The organism is Nonomuraea sp. IBHARD001 (assembly GCF_056106265.1).
Window position 1 is genome coordinate 7,924,846 of the sequence record NZ_JBWBBW010000002.1, and the last position, 19,152, is coordinate 7,943,997.

Sequence of the window (19,152 nt, forward strand, 5' to 3'; positions counted from 1 at the left end):
TTGTGGAGAGCGATGACGTGGTGGACGAGCGCCTGCGACTGGGCACGGGGTTCGCCGAGGCCGAACGCGCGGGCATCGTCGAGCGGTTCGCCGCGCTCGGCAAGCACCTGCGCAGGTACACACCCGACTCGGTCGACATGGAGCTCAGCGTCAAGGACCGGGACACCGCCGAGCAGCGGGTCACGTTCGAGCTCAAGGTCGCGGGACAGCACCGGCTGGTCGCCACCTCCACCGAGACCGACCTGACCTCCGCGCTGACCGAGGCCAGGGAGGACATGATCCGCCAGCTGGTCGACGAGAAGGACAAGCGCGTCCCGCAGTCCAACAGGCACCTGCGCGACACCATCCGCGACTAGGGCGCGGACGGCACCGACTCGATCAGGTCGACCAGCCCCTGGGCGTCGATCAGGTCGACCGGCCGCACGGTCTGGTTGATCCGGACATAGTGGAAGGCCGCTCCCACCTGCTCGACCGGCACGCCCGCCAGATGGGCCCACGCGAGCCGGTAGGCGGCCAGCTGCACCGCCGCCGCGCGGGCGTCCTTGCCCCGCGGCGGCCTGCCCGTCTTCCAGTCGACCACCTCGTAGGTGCCGTCGGGCAGGACGAAGACCGCGTCCATCCGGCCTCGCACCATCCGGTCGGCGATCATCGTCTCGAACGGCACCTCGACGTCGATCGGCTCACGCAGCGCCCACTCGCTCTCCTCGAAGCGCTCCTGCAACTCCGACAGGCGCTCGTCCTGCTCCTCCGGGTCGTCGTACGCGCCGGGCAGCTCGTCGTCCTCGAGCAGCCGTTGCTGGCCCCAGCGCGACTCCAGCCAGCGGTGGAAGGAGGTGCCCCTGCGGGCCAGCGGCGCGGGCTGCACGGGCACCGGACGGCGGATACGGCGGGCCAGCTCACGCGCGTCGCCCGCCAGCGTCACCAGCTGCGAGACCGTCAGCTTCGAGGGCAGCTCGACCGTGCGACCGGCCCCCATCCGGCGGCTTTCGCGCTCGCGCAGCAGCAGGTCGGTGTCGCGCTCCCAGGCCCGCATGCGCTCGTGCTCGAACGCCCGCAGCGCCTCCTCCTCGACCGGCTCGAACCGCCCGGCCAGCGCGTCCTCGACGAGCTGGGCGCCCTCCTCGATCGCCTCCCAGCGCGGGCCGCCCGGCTCGACCGGCCAGCTCGCCTCGGCGGGCTCGGCCAGCAGCGGGTTCTGCTCGCCCTCGCGCACGTCCTCGGCCCACACGCTCACCCGTTCGCACATGTCGCGGATCTCCAGCAGGAAGTCGGAGGGCTCCAGCGGCTTGGACGCCGTGCCCCAGCGATACCCGGAGGCGATGAGCAGGTAGTGCGCCCTGGTCACCGCGACGTAGGCGAGCCTGCGCTCCTCCATCAGGTCGCGCTCGCGGCACGCCTCGTCGAACGCGCCGAGCTCCTGCTTCGACAGCCCGCCGAGCCTCGGCAGGTCGGCGGCGTCGCCGCGCAGCGGGTAGGGCAGCTTGCGCGGGTTGTCGCTCCAGCGGCTGCTGGCCACCGGCGTCGCCGGGAACACACTGCCCTTGGCCACCGCGCCCGACGAACTGAGCAGCTGCGACATACCGGGCACCACGACGATCGGCCACTCCAGGCCCTTGGAGGCGTGCACGGTCATCAACTTGACGCTGTTGCTCTCGCCGACCCGGCCCGCCTCCAGGCCGAACTCCTCGCTCTCCGCGGCCTTCAGATAGGCCAGGAACGCGCCCAGCGTGGGGTCCTCGGCGTCTCCGGCGAACCTGGAGGCGGCGTCGATGAACGCGTCGAGGTCGGCACGCGCGGCGAAGGCGCCCATGGCGTTGCCCCTGGCCGCCACCTCGATGTCGAGGCCGAGCCTGCGCTCCACCTCGGTGATCAGGTCGGGCAGCGGCTGGCCGGTGTGCGCGCGCAGCAGGCGCAACTCCTGGGCCATGGCGACCAGGCGCGTCCTGGCCAGGGGCGAGTAGGCGTCGAGCCACTCCTGCCTGTCGGGCAGCTCGTCGAGGGCGTCGACGAGGCTGCCCCGCTCCTCGGCCATGTCGGCGACCGCCTGGTCGAGCGGGTCGGAGGTACGGCTCGCGCCCTCGCGCGCCTCGCGGTTGAGCTCCCTTGCGTGCTCGCCGAGCACCCGCAGGTCGGCCGGTGCGATGCGCCAGCGCGGGCTGCCCAGCAGTCTGGCCAGCGCGTCGCCCGCCGTCGGGTCGTACAGGCAGCGCAGCGTGGCCACGATGTCGCTGACCTCGGGCACGGTGAGCAGGCCGCCGAGCCCGACGACCTCGACCGGGATGTCGCGCTCCTCCAGCGCCCTGCGCAGGGCCGGGAACTGCGAGCGCTTGCGGGCCAGGATCGCCACGTCGCTCGGCTGGACGAGCGGCGTCTTGGCCTTCTTGCGTTCGCCCTCTCCCCAGGGCAGGCCATCGGGCGCGACGTCGGTGCCGATGAGCTCGGCGATCCTGGCCGCCACCCATGCGGCCTCGTCCTCGGCCGTGGGGTGGAAGGCGGCCAGCACCCTGCCCCTGTCGACGCGGTTGGCGCCGGGGACCAGGACGGGCACCTCGCGGGCCTCCATGCGCAGGGGGAGCTGCACCCTGGCCGCCACGTCGAGCACGCGGTCGCCGTTGCGGAAGCTGACCGACAGCTGCCTGACCGGCGCCCGCTCGCCGCCCGTCGTGGGGAAGTCGGCGGGGAACCTGCGCAGGTTGCCCGACGAGGCCCCGCGCCAGCCGTAGATCGACTGGCAGGGGTCGCCGACGGCCGTCACCGGATGGCCGCCAGCGAACAGGCTGCGCAGCAGGACCAGCTGGGCATGGCTGGTGTCCTGGTACTCGTCGAGCAGGACGACGGAGAAGCGCTCGCGCTCCATCTGGCCGACGTCGCGGTGCTTGGCGGCGATGCGGGCGGCCAGCGACATCTGGTCGCCGTAGTCGATGACCTCCCGGCCTCGTTTGAGCCGTTCGTAGGCCTCCACCAGCGGGAGCAGCTGTTCGCGGGCACGCTGGACCACCAGCGGGCGCTCCTGCGCCTTGATCGGCCTTCCGGGCAGCTCGCCGTACTTGCGGCTCAGCCACGCGCCGATCTCGCGGACGTCGGCGGGGGTGCGCAGGTGCTCCGACAGCTCGCCCGCGAGGTCGAGCAGGGCTGCGGTGACCGACGGCGGGCCGAGCTCGACCCTGTCCATCGGCCCGTCGTACATCGCCACCACACGCGCCGCGAGCTGCCAGGAGATCGCCGGGCTGACCAGCCGCATCGTCGGCTCCAGCGCCTCGCGCAACGCGTGGTCGGTCACCAGGCGAGCGGCATAGGAGTGGTACGTCGAGACGGTGGGCTCGTTGTCCAGCAGCTCGGGCTCGACCAGACCGGCCTCGGCCAGGCCGTTGAGCCGCTCGCGCACGCGGTGGGCGAGCTCGGCCGCGGCCTTGCGGGTGAAGGTCAGGCCGAGCACCCGTTCGGGTCTGACCAGGCCGTTGGCGACCAGCCAGACGACGCGTCCCGCCATCGTCTCGCTCTTGCCCGATCCGGCTCCCGCCATCACCACCATCGGCTCAAGGGGGGCCTGGATCACGGCGGCCTGCTCGCTCGTGGGCGGCAGGATGCCGAGCTTCTCCGCGAGTTCGACCGGGTCGAGCAGCGCGCGGTCGGGGGTCAGCACACCTGGCCCCCTCCGTCGTTGACCGGGCAGCTGCCCTTGACCGCGCACGTGCGGCAGCCGTCGTTGACCTTGGCCTGGAAGCTCGGCCGTCGCATGCCGTCGGCCACGGTGATCACGAGCTGTCTGGCCCAGCCCGGGTCGGGGTCGTCGGCGAGCGCGCGCTGGCCCTGCTCCTTGGCGTCCTTGCCCGCCGCCTTGCCCAGCTGGACCAGCGCGGCGCCGCCCGGCTCGGTCATCCCGTGCCTGGCGAAGGCGCCGAGCAGGGCGGCGAGCTGGTAGACGCCGAGCTGCGGGTGGCGTTCGAGATCGGCGGGCGGCGGTTTGGTGCCACCGGTCTTGAGGTCGATGATCACCGCACGGCCCAGGGCGTCGCGCTCGACCCGGTCGACCCGGCCCTTGATCTCGATGTCGGCCCCCACCTGCTGGACGAACGCCTCCTCCAGGGCGACGAGCTGTCTGGGATTCTCGGCATGCCAGCGGACGAACCTGGTGATCATCTGCTCGGCGACCTGACGCTGCTTGCGGTTGAACCACACGCCGCCGAAGTCCAGCTCGGCCCAGATGTCGTCGAGCCTCCTGCCCAGCGTCTCCTCGCTCGGGATGCCGGTCGCCGCGAGCACGGCCAGCGCGTGGATCACGGTGCCGAGCCCCTGGGCCGAGCTGGTGCCCGCCGCGCCGACGGCCGACTCAAGCAGCCAGCGCAGGCCGCATTTGGTGAAGCTCTCCACGGCGCTCGGCGAGATGCGCACCACGTCGTCCGGCCAGCTCAGCGGGCGGTCGTCGGTGATCGGGGTGAGCGCGTGCCAGTCGCTGGGATGGGCGCCGCGCACGCCGGAGGCGGCCAGTCTGGCCAGCTGGGTCGCCGCCTGCCTGCGCATGCCCTGCGGCTTCGTCGGGTCGGTGACCGCACTGCGCAGGTCGGCGACCAGGGCCGACATCGTCAGCCATCGGGCCCGGTCGTCGGCGCTCGCCGCCTCGACCGCGCCAGGCGCGAGCTCGCTCAGGAACCTGGAGGGCCGTTCGTCGGTGTCCTCGCCGCCGACCGCCGTGACCACCAGACGCCGCCTGGCCCTGGTCGCGGCCACATAGAACAGCCTGCGCTCCTCGGCCAGCAGCTTGGACGCCAGCGCCGCCGTCGCCGCCTCGGCATGGTCGAGCGGCATGCCCTCGGCCAGCTCCACCATCTCCGAGATGCCGAGCATCGACCCACGCAGCCGCAGGTCGGGCCAGACCCCCTCCTGCACGCCCGCCACGACCACGACGTCCCACTCCAGCCCCTTGGAGCGGTGGGCGGTGAGGATGCGCACGGCGTCGCCGTCGGGGGCACGGTCGGCGAGGGTGTCGCCCGGGATCTCCTGGGCGGCGAGATCTTCGAGGAACACCTCCGGCCCGGCCTTGGGCATCCTGTCGACGAATCTGGCCGCGTAGTCGAACAGGGCGACGACGGCGTCGAGATCGCGGTCGGCCTGCGCGCCCCTGGAGCCGCCCTGCACGCTCGTCTCGCTCCACCGCTCGGCCAGGCCGCTGGCCTGCCAGGTCGCCCACAGGACGTCTTCGGCGCTGCCGCCGCCCGCGACGGCCTCCCGGGTGGCGTGCAGGAGTTTGGCCAGGCGCTGGGCCGGGTGCGCGATGTAGTCCTCGACGCGGACGAGCTCACTGGGGTTGCGCACGGCGGCGACGAGCAGCTCGCCGGAGGAACGGGGCTCCGGGCGCGGCGTGTCGTCGTCGCGAGGCTCGTCGTCGGGCTCGGCCGATGCCTCCTGCTCCGCCTGGAGCGCCTGGTGCTCGGCGATGCGGAGGGCACGGCGCAGGCGGCGGACGCCGATCATGTCGGTGCCGCCGAGCGGGCCGGTCAGCAGCTCCTCGACGACCGGTTCGTCGAGCCCGGCCGGGTTCAGGGCCACGCGCAACAACGTGAGCAGCGGCCGTACGCCGGGCTCCTGGGCCAGTGGGACCTCGTCGCCCGCCACCAGCGCGGGGACACCGGCGCTCACCAGGGCGCGGCGCAGCAGCGGGACCTGCCTGGCCGCCGAGCGGACGAGCACGGCCATCCGGTGCCACGGCACGCCCTCGATGAGATGCGCCCTGCGCAGGGCGTCGGCGACGACGGCCGCCTCCTGGCTGGTGCTGTCGGCCAGCAGCACCCTGACCTCACCGGCGTCGACGTCGGGCAGTGCCGCGAGGTCGCGATGCCCACGCGCCCTGACCTGTCCCTGCGCCTGTGCCTGCGCGGTCCGGCCCGGTGTGCCGTCGTCGGGCGTCGGCGCGGCGGGCAGCCTGGCGGCCAGGCGGCGTGAGGCCTCCAGCAGGGTCTGGCCGCTGCGGCGGCAGGTGCGCAGCGCGACGACGGGGGCGTCTCGGCCATCCCTGGTACGGAAGCGTTCGGGGAAGCGCAGGATGCCCTGGACGTCGGCGCCGCGGAAGCCGTAGATCGACTGGTCGGGGTCGCCCACGACGATCAGGTCTCGCCCTTCGCCCGCCAGCTGCTGCAGCAGGAGCTCCTGGGCGGGGTCGGTGTCCTGGTACTCGTCGACGAAGACGGCGTCGTAGGCCGCGCGCTCCCGGCCGCGCGTCTCGGGATCGGCCAGCAGGGCGACCGCCGCCCTGATCAGCTCGGCGTAGTCGAGCGAGGGGTCGGGGTCGAGGTCGAACCTGGCCTGGTAGCGCCGTGCGAACCGCCCGGCCGCCGCCCAGTCCGGCCTGCCCCGCATGCCGCCGAGCTCGACGAGCCTGGCGCTGTCGAGCCCGCGCTCCCCCGACCTGGCCAGGAAGTCGCGCAGCTCCTCGGCGAACCCCCGCGTCTTGAGCGCCTCGCGCAGGTCTTCGGGCCAGTCGAGCGCGCCGTCCTCCAGCTCGCCGTGCAGCAGCCGCCTGATCTCCAGCAGTTGCTCGGGCCCGGTCAGCAGGCGCGGCGGGGGCAGCTCGGCCTGTACGGCCTCGCGGCGCAGCAGGGCGTAGGCGTAGCTGTGGAAGGTGAGGGCGAGAGGAGTACGTGTGGTGCGGCGCATGCGGGCGGTGATGCGCTGGCGCAGCTCGCCCGCGGCCTTGCGGCTGAAGGTGAGGATGAGCACGCGCTCGGGGTCGACTCCCCTGCCGTCGATCCTGTCGACGACGGTCTCGACCAGCGTGGTCGTCTTGCCGGTGCCGGGCCCGGCCAGGACGAGCAGCGGCCCGCCCGCGTGCGCGACGACGGCACGCTGATCCTCGTCGAGCACAGGAGCCGCAACCGGCCCACCGCCTCCACGCCGCACCAACTGCCAGGTCTGAGCACTCACAACCCTAGATTCCACCAGACCACAGGGGTAGATCGTGCCGAGTTGACCGGTGTCCCACCCTGATCGGCCAACGTTATCCGGGGAAATATCCCCATACCTGGCGACACGCCGGTGCGGGGTTGGTCAGGACGGAGGCGGTGTGACCTGCGACAGCAGCGCCTGCCACGGGGTGCCGTCGAATATGATCATGATCTCGGTGATCCTGCCGTCCTTCAGCCTGAAGTGCTCGGCCGTGCGCTGGGTGCCGACGGGCGTCGCGGTGTGGACGTCGTAGACGAGCGTGGCCTCGGACTCGCCGTACAGTTCGCTGATCATGTCGACGCCGGTGACGATCCGCACGAAGCCCGGCAGGCTCGCCAGGTGGCCCTCGGGGTCGGTCGAGCTCATCAGGGGGCCGGCGAAGGCGAACGTCTCGGTGGACAGGCAGGCCGCGGCCTCGGGGACGTCTCCGGCGAATCTGGCGTCGCTGTAGCGGCGCACGGTCAGGCGGGTCGCGGTGCTCATGCGCTCTCCTGGGTTCGGGCGAGGTACTGCTCCAGTTGGTGCTGGTTGTCGACCAGGCGCAGGCACAGGTGGCGCATCCGGGCGAGGTCCTCCGGCGTGAAGCCCCTGAAGACGGCGTCCATCGCCGCCGCCGTCGGCTTCCTGAACGCCTCGACCCACGCCTGGCCCGCCTCGGTGATCACGGCGAGCACCGAACGCCTGTCGTCCTTGTCGGGGACCCGTCGGGCCAGGCCCTCGCGTTCGAGCGTGTCGACCAGGCCGGTCACATTGCGGGAGCTCACCCCCGAGGCCTGGGCCAGGTCGCCGATGCTCACACCGGTCCCGGGCACGGCGGCGAGCCTGATCAGCACGTCGAGCGCGCCCGCGCTGAGGCCCCTGCCCTCCGCACCCCTGGAACGCATGCGCTCGACGGCGTGCGCGGCCGACCGCACCGCCGCCGCGACCTCCAGGGCCAGCGTGTTGCCGCCCGCGGTGAAGTCGCGCATCGCCGCGCGCACACCCCGGTCGTACAGCAGTCCGTCGTCGTCGTGGTCGAGGTCAGGGCGCGTTGATTTACTTCCATGCTTCATCATGAAGCACTACTTTATTACGTACTTCCACATTTTGTCCGGCGAAGCGCCTCAGAAGATGTGGTCCACCACGCGCACCGTGGCCTTGCCGTCGTCGCGAGGGGCGTAGGTACGGCGGAACATCTCGTAGCGGTCGGCATGGGCGGCGGCGATCGAGTCGATGGACCTGATCGCCTCGACCACCTCGGCCGACGTGCCGAGCAACGGCCCCGGGGCCTGCTCGGCGAGATCGAGGTAGAGGCCGCGCTTGCTGGAGTACTTGTCCTTGTCGTAGCCGAACAGCACGACCGGCCGCCCGGTCGCCACGAAGTCGAACATGGAGGAGGAGTAGTCGGTGACCAGCACATCCGCCACCAACAACAGATCCGCCATATCCGGATAAGTCGTCACATCATGCGCCAGATCCGGTACGGCGGGCATCGCCTGCATGGGATGGGCGCGTACCAGCAGTTCATGGTCGCCGCCGAGCTCCTGCCTGGCCTTGGCCAGATCGAGCTTGACCGTGCTGTTCTTACGGTCGTAGTCGCGCCAGGTCGGGGCGTAGAGCACGACACGCTTGCCCTCGACCAGGCCCAGCCGCCTGCGCACCTCGGCCGCGAGCTCCTCACGGTCGGGCGAGGACAGCACGTCGTTGCGCGGCAGCCCGCTCTCCAGGATCTCGCCCTGGTAGCCGAACGCCTTGCGCAGCACCGTGGTCGCCCAGGCGCTCTGCGACAGCAGCACGTCCCAGCCCCGCACCTCGGCGGCCTGGCGGTGCCACACCGGGGGCCTGGGGTCGCGAGACATGTGCGGCAGGTCGTTGCCCACGCGCTTGACCGGGGTGCCGTGCCAGGTCTGCACGACCGTCTGGTCCTCGCGTGCCCTGAACCAGGTCGGCAGGAAGGCGTTGGTCACGATGTAGCGGGAGCGGGCCAGCACAGCGTGGTGCTCCCTGCTGCCCGCGCGCACGGCCCTGGCACCTTCGGGCGCGCTGAAGGCGCCGTCCTTGACGATCCAGACGTGCTCGCGGTCGTCGCCCCTGCGCACCCGCTCCTCGTAGATCGCCCTGACGCTGTCGGAGTAGTGGCGGCCGTCGTTGACCACGTAGACCGTGGCGTCGGTCAGCGGCTCCTGGCGCTGGGCCGGGTAGTAGACCCTGCGCAGCACATGGGTGCCCGCCACGCCCTTCTCGTCGGCGGGCCTGACCTCCTCGACCATGAGGACCGGCACGTCGAACCTGGTGGAGACCAGTCGGTAGGCCCGGCCGTCGACCGCGCGCGGCGCCTCGTCGAGTGTCGGCAGCGTGGCGTGCTCCACCCGGACCGGGACGATCTCGCCGCTCGGGTGGCGGACCGAGAGGTTCCACGTGCCCGACGACAGCGGGACCCTGTCGCCGAAGCGGTCCATCGCGCCCGGCGACAGACGCACGGAGAAGTGCTCGCCGTCGCGCTTGAGCGGGAGGGTGAACGTCAGGCCCGAGCGGTGGCGCAGCGACAGCGAGCGCGGCCCCTCCAGGTCGGGGTAGTGGCCGCCCAGCACCAGCGACCCGCCCTCCCATACGGCCGAGGTGATGACCGGGCGCACCCGGTGCGCCGAGACGACGATGCGGTCGCGCCGGTCGCCGAGCACGGTGATCTCGCGCTCGCCGACGACCGCGCGGGTCTCGACCGAGCCGCCGAGCATGACGGAGGCGGCGGGGTCGCCCTTGGGCTCGACCCAGAGCCTGCGCCCGTCCTTCTCGCTCAGCAGCGCCGAGACCGCCAGGCCGACCGACACGGTGGTGCCACCCTCGACAGGGGTGAACTCGGCGGCCATGCGGTGCCCGCCGAGCCTGGCGTGGCCCTTGGTCACACTCCGGTCGGGCAGGAAGATCGTCAGTTCGAGTCGTTCGCCGTCGAGCTTGACGGCGGTGAGCTCGGCCCTGTTGGGCTGCAGCACGACCTGCAGCGCCCGGTCGGAGGTCCAGACGGGACGGATCCACCAGCCGGGCCGCAGCTGCTTCCCGGCGGGCCGCTCGGTGCGGCCGACGGCGGCGCCGCGCAGCAGGCCGGTGGCCCGGGCGCCGCGGCTCCAGAACACGATCTCGGCACGCCAGGTCGTGGTGTCGCGCACGGTGGGCCTGCGGCGCAGCAGCCGCCTGCCGCCGCTCGCGACCGCGCGCACCCAGCCGCGCCACTGCAGCGACCACGGGCGCAGCTCGGCGTTGAAGCCGGACCAGTCGTAGTTGCAGCCGGGCTCGCGGGCGCCGTGCGTGGCCTCGGGGGCGAGCACCCGCTTGGTGCGCATCCGGACGGGAGGCAGCCAGCGCGGCCCGCGCAGCACCACGGTGGCGATGTTGAAGCGCCTGCTGCGCACCGAGAGCCCGGCGAGGTAGGCGTGACCGCTGATCCGCAGCCGCCCGCCCTGCCAGGAGATGTCGTCGATCTGCGTGACCGGCACCAGGTCGGAGCGGCGCAGGCGATAGAGGTCGGGGGGCAGCTCGTCGCGGAAGGGCAGGTCGGCATACCACCGCAGGCCCTCGCGGATGCGCTTGGACGGCTCGGCCGCCGCGGCGATGACCTTGGTGAGGGCGTCGCCGTCGATCAGCTCGGCGGCGTCGCGCCGCTCGATCAGGTGGACGGTCAGCCGCCTGGCGACCGGGAGCTCGCTCTTGACCTTGGGGTCGACGCCCGCGAGGTAGGGCCGCAGCGCCTCGACCAGCTCGCGCCGCTTGGCCGCGCCGCGCTTGACCGCCTGGTCGATGCGAAGGCCCAGCGGGCCACTGAGCGCCTCGGCGTCCAGACGGCGGCGCTCGGCCGGAGTCAGCCCGCCCTCGCCGACGGCTTTCATCACCGCGTCGAGAGGTTCTCCCCTGTCGCAGAGGTCCTGGACAGCTCGCAAACGCTCGGCGACCAGGTCATCGCTGTGGCTCGGAGCAGTGGCGCCGGTGGCCATGGGGGAGGCACCGCCTTTCGAAGGCTATGTGCTCGCTATGGTAATGCGACTGCCTGACTCCAGCAGAACCGTCCAGGCCCATTCGGACTGGTTCACAGCCACCCGCCAGGCGGCATGCCGAATCGGGACAGGCCCTAATCCGAGCCGTCCCAGCGCGCCGCGCGCATGTCGGCGCGGTCGCCCCGGCGCAGGGCCGTGCCCTCCTCGCGCCAGTGGGCCAGGCATTCGGCGTCGTGACCAGGAGGTGGGGTGCCGTCGGCGTGCACGACACGCCACCAGGGCACACCGCCGCCCCAGGTCGACATGACGGTTCCGACCTGACGCGGACCGCCCTGACCGAGATATTCGGCTATGTCGCCATAAGACATGACCATGCCCGGCGGAATGCGTTCAACGAGTTGGAGAACCTTCTCCGCATAAGGGCCCGGCTCCCCCGCATGCCGCCCGGAGGAGGACCCGCTCACGCGTCCCATCGGGCTGGACCGGAGCTCAGCAGCTGCTCGTACTTGCCGATCTCGACGGCCACGCCGCCCGCGACCTGCTCCACCATTCCGGCCGTCACGGCGTAGACCTCGCCGTCCTCGCCCACCAGCCTGCCGCCGAGCACCGAGGCGATCCGCACCAGATGGGCGACCTGCCAGTCGGAGCCAGGCTCGCCGATCACGGCGTCGCGCCAGTGCGCGACCGTGTGTGCGTCGTCGTCGTGACGTGCGTAGATCTCGTGTTCGCCGCGCAACTCGTAGCCTGCCGAGCCGAGCGTGCGCGCGAGTTCGGAGTGATGCAGCGGCGACTCGCGCTCAACGCGCAACTCGTACCCCATGAGCGGCGACCATAGCGAATTCACGACGACTCCTGCGCGCAGCGCGAGCAAACCGCGTTCGAAACGTGATCATCCTGAGCTGCGGCGTGTCACGCCAGGTCATCGCCGCCGCGATCGGGTGTTGAGCACGAACACCGCACCCCCGAACACCACGACCCCGAACAGCGTGCCGAGAGCGAAGATCCAGTTGCGCCAGGCGCTCGGCCCCGGCCTGGCGGGCACCGGGGTGTCCTTGCCCGCGCCGAAGTGCCGATCGGCGGGCTCGGCCACCGTCCTCCTGCGGTCGGCTAGCTGATCGGCCCTGGTCAGAGCGGCTCCCGCGTCGACAATGCCGAAGCCGATCTTGTCGTCGTACCCGGCGGACGGCCTGGCTCTCGTACTGGCGGAAAGCGCCTCGGCCACCAGGTTCGGCGGCATGTCCGGGTGCCTGGACTTGATCAGCGCGGCCACCCCCGACACCAGCGCGGCGGCCGGACTCGTGCCCTGCGCGAGCGCGTAGTCGCCGCCGGGCGTCACGACCGGCACGCCGACCCCGGGAGCCGCGACCTGGACCGACAGATTGTCGCTGCTGAACGGCGCGCCCTTGCCGAGCCGGTCGACGGCCCCGACGCCGATCACACCGGTGTACCCGGCGGGGAAGGTCCAGTACGAGGTGCCGTTGGTCTTGGTGTACTTCTTCTGCCCGTCGTTGCCCACGGCGGCCACCAGCACCACGTTGTGCAGCAGCGCGTAGGCCACCGCCTCGCGCTCCGACCGGTGCGGGCCGTAGCCGCCGAGCGACATGTTGACGACCTTGGCGCCGTGGTCGGTCGCATAGCGGATCGCCTTGGCCAGCGGCGTCTCGGTCCGGCTGAACAGGTCCTCCTCGGGCTGGATCAGGTCCGAGCCCGAGATGACCTGGTCGAGCACCAGCGGCAACGACAGGACACGGGCCTCCGGCGCCACGCCGATCAGCCCGTCTCCCGCGCCCGAACCGGCGATGAGCCCGGCCATGGCGGTGCCGTGCCTGCCCGGCTCGGCGCGCTCGCGGCTGTAGGTGGTCGAGCTCATGTCCGGCCCCGTCGTCACCCTGCCCCGCAGCTCGCCCACCTCGGCGTCGACCGGGCTGTCGATGACCGCGACCGTGACGCCCGATCCCTTGGTCGTCCGCCAGGCCTGCTCGGTGTTGAGCGCGTCGAGCACCCAGTCCTGGCGCTCGCGGACCGGCTCGGGGGCGGCCGAGGCGGGAGCCGCGAAGGAGAGTACGGCCGCGAAGGCGGCCACGGCCCGGGTCAGCACACGTTCCCCTCGGTGCAGGGCGGCGCCTTCGGCGCGGCGGCCAGGTAGTGCGCGATGCGTCCCGCGATCGACTGCGCCGCGGGCCACAGCTCACTGTGCAGGATCTCCTCCGGCGGCACCGCGTCCCTGGTCCGCCCGTCGGCATAGCCCGCCGTTGAGAACACGATGTACGGCCCCGCGCCCACCCAGCCGCTGCGCTGGCGTTGCGCGATCCCGAACCGGTCGGCGACCGTGCCGGCCACGGCCACGGGGTGCACGCCCACCCGGTCGTCGATCGGCAGCGACTCGCCCGCCGAGACCCTGGCGTCCTCGTCCTTGAGCACGGCGATGCCGACGGTGAAGACGAAGGTCGCGCTCTGGTCGACATAGGTGGCGCGCAGCATGGTCTTGCAGCCGTGTGCGACGAGCACGCCCGACACCTGGGAGTCGACCGACTCGGCGCATCCGGACTCGGGGGCGATGGCCACCCGGCGGGCGTAGAGCTGGGCGTTGTCCAGGCCGGCGTACTCGACCTCTTCGGGGAAGACGGTGGCGGCGGGCCAGGACTGCCAGCGCCTGGCGACCTCCTCGCGCTTGTAGCGGGTCTGCTCGTCGGCGGTGAGCGGGCGTGAGCGGTTCTCCGAGATGAGCCCGGCCGCGCCCAGCAGCACGGTGACGGCCGCGACGACGATGATGGCGCTCACCAGCACCAGGAACGCGCTGCGCAGCCGTACGCCCCGGGCCAGCTCGGCCTGCTCGGCCCGCTCCTTGGCCGCCGCGCTGAGCCCGTCGCGCCTGCCCGCCGCCGGCCAGGCACGCACCCGCGACCGCCGCGACGCCGCCCCGCTCAACGGCGACCCACGCCGCGCCGCGCCATGGTCCGGGCCGCCTGCGCCCGTGCCGTCGCTGTCCTGGGCGCGCGGAAGTCCCGGCGTGGCCCGCCGTGGGGCACTGCTCGGCTTGTCTCCCACCGCTCCTCACCAGGGTTCGTGGCGTGTCTAGTTCGTCCCCCTCAAGGGCCGGATCATGCGTCGTGGGCCCCCTGCACCTGCACCTGGGTGCGGCGCGTGCGCTTGACCAGGATCGCCATCACGCTCACCGAGCCGAGCGCCCCCACCGCCGCCGCCAGCGCGATCGCCCCGAAGACGGTGATACGCCCATTGTCCCTCTGCACGACCACGATGGCCCCGTGCCCCCCTCCGAGCGGCAGATCGGGGTCGTGCACCTTGCGGCCGATCGCGGCGGTGTGGGTGTGCTTGGCCAGCCTGGCCGCCTCGGTCAGCGCCCGGGTGGCGTTGACGACGCCGAAACCGGTGCCGGTGTCGTAGCCGCCCTCCGGCCGCTGCGTCGCGCCCGCGGTGAGCGCCTGGGAGACCAGCGCGGGCGACATCTTCGGGTACTTCGCCTTGATCAGCGCCGCAACCCCGGACACCAGCGCGGTGGCCTGCGAGGTGCCCTTGCCCACCCAGTACTCGTCGCCGGGCCCCGCGCCGAGGATGTCGACGCCGGGCGCGGCCAGCACGACCGAGGGGTTGGAGTTGGAGAAGGAGGCCCTGCGCAGCCCGCCGTCGAGCGCCGCCACCGACACCACGCCGGGGAAGGCCGCGGGATAGGAGTAGGGCGCGAACCCCCCTGGCCCCGGCTTGCGCGCCCCGTCGTTGCCCGCCGCCGCCACCAGCACCACGCCCTTGGAGATCGCATAGCGGATCGCCGCCCGCTCCTGCCGCGTGGCCAGCTCCTTGGAGATCGACATATTGATCACCTCGGCCCCCTGGTCGACGGCGTAGCGAATGCCCTTGGCCACGACGTCCTCGTAGCGCTCGGCGGTGTTGAAATCGCGAAAGCCCGGCTCCTCGTCCTCCAGGATCACCCGGACCGACAGCACCTTGGCCTGGGGCGCCACCCCGATGATGCCGCTGCCGCCGTCGGGCCCGTGCCCGTGCCCGGCGATGAGCGAGGCCATGTAGGTGCCGTGCAGGCGCTTGGGCTCGACACCGGGCGGGTTGGCGCCCTCGGTGAAGTCCTTGCCCTCGGTCACCGAGCCGGCCAGGTCGCGGTGGTCGGGGTCGACGCCCGAGTCGAGCACGGCGACCAGCACGCCCTTGCCTCTGGTCACCGTCCAGGCGCTGGTCAGGTCGAGCGTCGTGATGACGGCCTGCTGGCTGCCGCGCACGTCGTCCCAGGCCGGCGCCGAGGCCGTGGCCGCAGGGACGCCGAGCAGCAGCACGCCCACGGGCACCAGGGCGAGCCCCGCCGTCAGCGCGCCCCTCAGCACTGCCACTCCTCGGCCAGGCAGTCGGGGATCTTCGGCGTGCTCAGCTCGGCCAGCAGCCGCTCCGACATGTCGGCGGCGAACGCGAACACCGAAGGCCGCTGCCCGCCGAGCGCCTTGGCCGGTCGCCCGTCGATCTGCCCGGCGGTGGTCAGCACGAGGTAGGGCCCGTTCTGCCGTACGGAGGACGCCTGCCGCCCGGGCCCGGTGAACCGGTCGGCCACCGTGTCCTTGAACGACAGCGCCCGCAGCCCGGGAGTCGGCCTGCCCCCCTGCGGGAAGATCGCCTTCGCCTTGACCGCCCGCGCCTCGTCCGGCATGGCGACGACCCCGACGGTGACGACGACTCCCTGCAAGGCGTCGATGTAGGTGGCCCGCAGCACCGCCTGGCACCCGGCCTTCCTGAGCTTGGCCGCGAGCTTGCTGTCCACGGCCGAGGCGCAGCGCGTGTCGGAGGAGATGCCGACCCGTCTGGCCTGCTCCTCACCGCCCTGCTCGGCGTCGTAGCGCAGCGAGGCGGGAAACAGGCGACCGGCGGGCCAGGCACGCCAACGGGCCGCCACCTCGAGGTGTGCGGCCCGTTCGAGCTCGGCGGCCGTGGGGCCGCGGGTCAGCTCACCGCCCGCGGCGCTCGCGGCCACACCGGCGGTGACCGCGCAGACGAGTGTCAGCACGGTCGTCACCACCATGGCCGGCCAAGGCCGGTTTCGAGGACCCACGCCACGACCCTAATCCGGAAGGGCGCTTGTTCCGTCCCGAAACGGAGAAAGCGGTCTAGTACGTCGGCAGGCTGGGGTCGACGGTCTTGACCCAGCTCAGGACGCCACCGCCGACGTGCACGGCGTCGGAGAAGCCCGCGCTCTTGATGACGGCGAGCACCTCGGCCGAGCGTGCGCCCGACTTGCAGTGCAGCACGATGCGCTTGTCCTGCGGCAGCCCCTCCAGGGCCGAGCCGTTGAGGAACTCGCCCTTGGGGATCAGCACGGCGCCGGGGATGTTGACGATTTCGTACTCGCCCTGCTCGCGGACGTCGATGAGGTAGATGTCCTCGTTCTTGTCCTGCATCGCCTTGAGCTCGGCCGCGGTGATCGTCGAGCCGGTCGCCGCCTGGGCGGCCTCGTCGGAGATCGTGCCGCAGAACGCCTCGTAGTCCTCGAGCAGCTCGGTGACCGACGGGTCCTTGCCGCACAGGACGCACTCGGGGTCCTTGCGGACCTTGACGTCGCGGTACTTCATCTCCAGGGCGTCGTAGATCATCAGACGCCCGACCAGCGGGTCGCCGATGCCGGTGAGCAGCTTGATGGCCTCGTTGACCTGGATCGAGCCGATCGACGCGCACAGCACGCCGAGCACGCCTCCCTCGGCGCACGAGGGCACCATGCCGGGCGGCGGCGGCTCGGGGTAGAGGCAGCGGTAGCAGGGGCCGTGCTCGGCCCAGAACACGCTCGCCTGCCCGTCGAAACGGTAGATCGAGCCCCACACATAGGGCTTGCCGAGCAGCACGGCCGCGTCGTTGACCATGTAACGCGTGGCGAAGTTGTCGGTGCCGTCGACGATGAGGTCGTAGCCCGAGAAGATGTCCATGACGTTCTCGGTGGTCAGCGCCGCATTGTGAATGATCACATTCACCAGCGGGTTGATCTCGCGCACCGAGGCCGCCGCGCTCTCGGCCTTGAGCTTGCCGACGTCGGACTGGCCGTGGATGATCTGGCGCTGCAGGTTGGACTCGTCGACGATGTCGAAGTCGATGATGCCGAGTGTGCCGACACCCGCCGCCGCGAGATACATCAGCGCTGGCGAGCCCAGTCCACCGGCGCCCACACACAGCACCTTGGCGTTCTTCAGCCGCTTCTGCCCGGCCATCCCGACATCCGGGATGATCAGATGGCGCGAGTAACGGCGCACTTCGTCGACGGTGAGCTCGGCGGCCGGCTCGACCAACGGTGGCAACGACACTTTTCTACGCTCCCGTTTCAGGGGGTCTTCTCACAGGAAGCAAACCTATCCGTGCACTCTGGCATTCCCCAATCGCGTCTCCAGGATGAGACGCCTGGCCTCGGCGGCCACCAGCTTGGGGTGCTCCATCTGGGCGACGTGCGCGGCGTTGGGCAGCAGCACCAGCCTGACCTGCCGGAAGGCACGCCCCGCCCGTAGCGCCATCGCCGGTCGCACCAGGCGGTCGCGACGGCCGTGCACGATGAGGGTCGGCGCGGTGATCCGCTCGGCCTGCCGCCAGAGGTTGTCCTCGCCACGCCTGAAGTACTCGGCCACGATCCCGCGCGCCGAGTTGATCATCGCGATCCCCGAGTACGGCAGGCCGTCACGCCTGAGCAGCTCGCTCACGGCGTCACGCTTGCGGTCGGGATGCACGTTGCCCACGTCGGCGTAGCACATGGCCAGGGTCGCCTCGATGCGTTGCTCGGCCGGAAGCAGCTTGAGCTTCTCGGCCACCCACTCCCCCAGCCTCGGCGCCGCCGACATCGCCACCCGCGCCGGGCCGTACCTGGGCAGCAGGTCGGGCAGCGCGGGCGAGACGAGCACGAGCGAGGTGACCAGGTCGGGGCGCAGCGCGGCGACGCGTACGGAGACGGCGCCGCCGAGCGAGTTGCCGAACAGGTGCGCCGGGCCGGTCTCCTCCAGCAGGCCGATCACGGCCTTGGCGTGCGCGCCGACCGAGTAGTCGCCGTCGGCGGGCTCGGGCGAGTGCCCCGCGCCGGGCAGGTCGACGGCATGGCCGGTGACCTGGTCGCGCAGCTCGTCCATGAGATCGGTCCAGTTGGTCGCAGATCCGGCCAGGCCGTGCACGAACACGGCCTGCTCGGGTGCGTCCTGCGGCGTCGAGCGGACGTGGACAGGGCCGTGCATGCGGCCTGGCCAGTGCGCTATGGGTCCGTCCACCGTGTGTTCTCCCCCCGTTGTCCCGACGGCAACTGTCCCGACGATAACCCGGCGCGGGGGGTGCGTCCTATCGGCCGTCAGGCCGACTTGCGGGCTCGCTTCTTGGGCTTCTCCTCGGTCTTGGCCGCGTTCTTGGCCTCGTTGTTCTTGGACTTGTCCTTGGCCGACGGCTCGCGCGCCGTCGCCGCCTCGGCGCGTTCCTTCTTGGCCGCGGCGACGCTGGCCCGCAGGGCGGCCATGAGGTCGACCGACGGCTTGCCCTCGTCGGCGCCTTCGGGCGCGGCGATGACCTGCCTGCCCTCGACCTTGGCCTCGATGACCTGCTGCAGGGCCTCGCGATAGGTGTCGTGGTACTCGGCGGGCTCGAAGTCGGCCACCATCGTGGTGATCAGCGACTCGGCCATCGTGAGCTCCTGCGCCCGTACCTCGACCTCCTCTTCGAGGAAGGCGAAGTCGGGCGTGCGGATCTCGTCCGGCCAGAGCATCGTCTCCAGGACGAACACCCCGTCGCGCACCCGCAGGGTGGCCAGCGACTCCCGTTGCCGCAGCGCGACCTTCACCACGGCCACCTGCCCGGACCGCTCCAACGCGTCACGCAGCAGCACGTACGGCTTGGCGCCCTGGGCGTCCGGCTCCAGGAAGTAGGACTTGGCGAAGTAGATCGGGTCGATCTGGTCGGCCGGACTGAACTGCAGCACGTCGATGCGGCGCGAGGTGGTCAGCGGCAGGTCCTCGAAGTCCTCGTCGGTCAGCACCACGATCTCGCCGGTCGCCAGCTCGTAGCCCTTGGCGATGTCGGCGTATGCCACCTCCTCGCCGCACACGGTGCAGACGCGTTTGTACTTGATCCGGCCGCCGTCCTCGCGGTGGACCTGATGAAAGGTGACGTCCTTCTGCTCGGTCGCCGAATACAGCTTCACGGGGATCGTGACCAGGCCGAAGGAGATCGCGCCCTTCCAGATGCTGCGCATGGCCTCTCCCCGGAAAAAGATCCGTTTTAC

The 19,152-nt window shown here is 71.8% G+C and carries 15 protein-coding genes; 1 reads left to right on the top strand and 14 read right to left on the bottom strand.

Annotated features, from left to right (window positions below; all coding sequences use genetic code 11):
• The first annotated feature begins 2 nt into the window (after positions 1–2).
• Positions 3–356, top strand: coding sequence for an HPF/RaiA family ribosome-associated protein (locus ACTWNK_RS37650; protein ID WP_474309683.1), 354 nt, complete (start codon positions 3–5; stop codon positions 354–356).
• Here the strand turns inward: ACTWNK_RS37650 and ACTWNK_RS37655 are convergent.
• The 14 genes from ACTWNK_RS37655 to ku form a co-directional block, all read right to left on the bottom strand.
• Positions 353–3,622, bottom strand: coding sequence for an ATP-dependent helicase (locus ACTWNK_RS37655; protein WP_474311115.1), 3,270 nt, complete (start codon positions 3,620–3,622; stop codon positions 353–355). The two genes, ACTWNK_RS37650 and ACTWNK_RS37655, sit on opposite strands and share 4 nt — an antisense overlap.
• Positions 3,623–3,636: 14 nt before the next feature.
• Positions 3,637–6,918, bottom strand: a complete 3,282-nt coding sequence (locus ACTWNK_RS37660) for an ATP-dependent helicase (protein WP_474309684.1) — start codon at positions 6,916–6,918, stop codon at positions 3,637–3,639.
• A 123-nt stretch (positions 6,919–7,041) separates the two neighbouring features.
• The gene (locus ACTWNK_RS37665; protein ID WP_474309685.1) at positions 7,042–7,422 is read right to left on the bottom strand and encodes a nuclear transport factor 2-like protein; all 381 of its coding nucleotides are present in this window, start codon (positions 7,420–7,422) and stop codon (positions 7,042–7,044) included.
• Positions 7,419–7,994, bottom strand: a complete 576-nt coding sequence (locus ACTWNK_RS37670; RefSeq protein WP_474309686.1) for a MarR family winged helix-turn-helix transcriptional regulator — start codon at positions 7,992–7,994, stop codon at positions 7,419–7,421. The genes ACTWNK_RS37665 and ACTWNK_RS37670 overlap by 4 nt, the downstream gene beginning before the upstream one ends.
• A 48-nt stretch (positions 7,995–8,042) precedes the next feature.
• Complete coding sequence (locus ACTWNK_RS37675) at positions 8,043–10,799, bottom strand: CDP-glycerol glycerophosphotransferase family protein (protein ID WP_474311116.1); 2,757 nt, start codon at positions 10,797–10,799, stop codon at positions 8,043–8,045.
• A 239-nt stretch (positions 10,800–11,038) separates the two neighbouring features.
• The gene (locus ACTWNK_RS37680; protein ID WP_474309687.1) at positions 11,039–11,377 is read right to left on the bottom strand and encodes an MGMT family protein; all 339 of its coding nucleotides are present in this window, start codon (positions 11,375–11,377) and stop codon (positions 11,039–11,041) included.
• On the bottom strand, positions 11,365–11,748 hold the full coding sequence (locus tag ACTWNK_RS37685) for a hypothetical protein (protein ID WP_474309688.1): 384 nt from the start codon (positions 11,746–11,748) through the stop codon (positions 11,365–11,367). Before ACTWNK_RS37685 ends, ACTWNK_RS37680 begins: the two co-directional genes overlap by 13 nt.
• A 75-nt stretch (positions 11,749–11,823) precedes the next feature.
• On the bottom strand, positions 11,824–13,002 hold the full coding sequence (locus ACTWNK_RS37690) for a S8 family serine peptidase (RefSeq protein ID WP_474309689.1): 1,179 nt from the start codon (positions 13,000–13,002) through the stop codon (positions 11,824–11,826).
• Positions 12,996–13,802 (bottom strand): hypothetical protein, encoded by an 807-nt coding sequence (locus tag ACTWNK_RS37695; protein WP_474309690.1) that lies wholly within the window; start codon positions 13,800–13,802, stop codon positions 12,996–12,998. The genes ACTWNK_RS37690 and ACTWNK_RS37695 overlap by 7 nt, the downstream gene beginning before the upstream one ends.
• Positions 13,803–14,005: 203 nt before the next feature.
• Positions 14,006–15,256, bottom strand: coding sequence for a S8 family serine peptidase (locus tag ACTWNK_RS37700; protein ID WP_474309691.1), 1,251 nt, complete (start codon positions 15,254–15,256; stop codon positions 14,006–14,008).
• Complete coding sequence (locus ACTWNK_RS37705; protein ID WP_474309693.1) at positions 15,250–15,927, bottom strand: hypothetical protein; 678 nt, start codon at positions 15,925–15,927, stop codon at positions 15,250–15,252. The genes ACTWNK_RS37700 and ACTWNK_RS37705 overlap by 7 nt, the downstream gene beginning before the upstream one ends.
• 100 nt (positions 15,928–16,027) lie before the next feature.
• Positions 16,028–17,209: an adenylyltransferase/sulfurtransferase MoeZ gene (gene moeZ / locus ACTWNK_RS37710; protein WP_474309694.1), complete on the bottom strand. Its 1,182-nt coding sequence runs from the start codon at positions 17,207–17,209 to the stop codon at positions 16,028–16,030.
• 45 nt (positions 17,210–17,254) lie between these two features.
• Entirely contained in the window at positions 17,255–18,151 is an 897-nt protein-coding gene (locus ACTWNK_RS37715; protein ID WP_474309695.1) for an alpha/beta fold hydrolase, read from the bottom strand.
• A 77-nt stretch (positions 18,152–18,228) separates the two neighbouring features.
• Complete coding sequence (gene ku, locus ACTWNK_RS37720; protein ID WP_474309696.1) at positions 18,229–19,122, bottom strand: non-homologous end joining protein Ku; 894 nt, start codon at positions 19,120–19,122, stop codon at positions 18,229–18,231.
• Positions 19,123–19,152: the final 30 nt, after the last annotated feature.

What these genes read in the sequence shown, in the direction of transcription:
- ku (WP_474309696.1), bottom strand. Translation starts at nt 19,122, where the DNA reads ATGCGCAGCATCTGGAAGGGCGCGATCTCCTTCGGCCTGGTCACGATC.
- ACTWNK_RS37665 (WP_474309685.1), bottom strand. Translation starts at nt 7,422, where the DNA reads ATGAGCACCGCGACCCGCCTGACCGTGCGCCGCTACAGCGACGCCAGA.
- ACTWNK_RS37680 (WP_474309687.1), bottom strand. Translation starts at nt 11,377, where the DNA reads ATGGGACGCGTGAGCGGGTCCTCCTCCGGGCGGCATGCGGGGGAGCCG.
- ACTWNK_RS37675 (WP_474311116.1), bottom strand. Translation starts at nt 10,799, where the DNA reads ATGAAAGCCGTCGGCGAGGGCGGGCTGACTCCGGCCGAGCGCCGCCGT.
- ACTWNK_RS37670 (WP_474309686.1), bottom strand. Translation starts at nt 7,994, where the DNA reads ATGATGAAGCATGGAAGTAAATCAACGCGCCCTGACCTCGACCACGAC.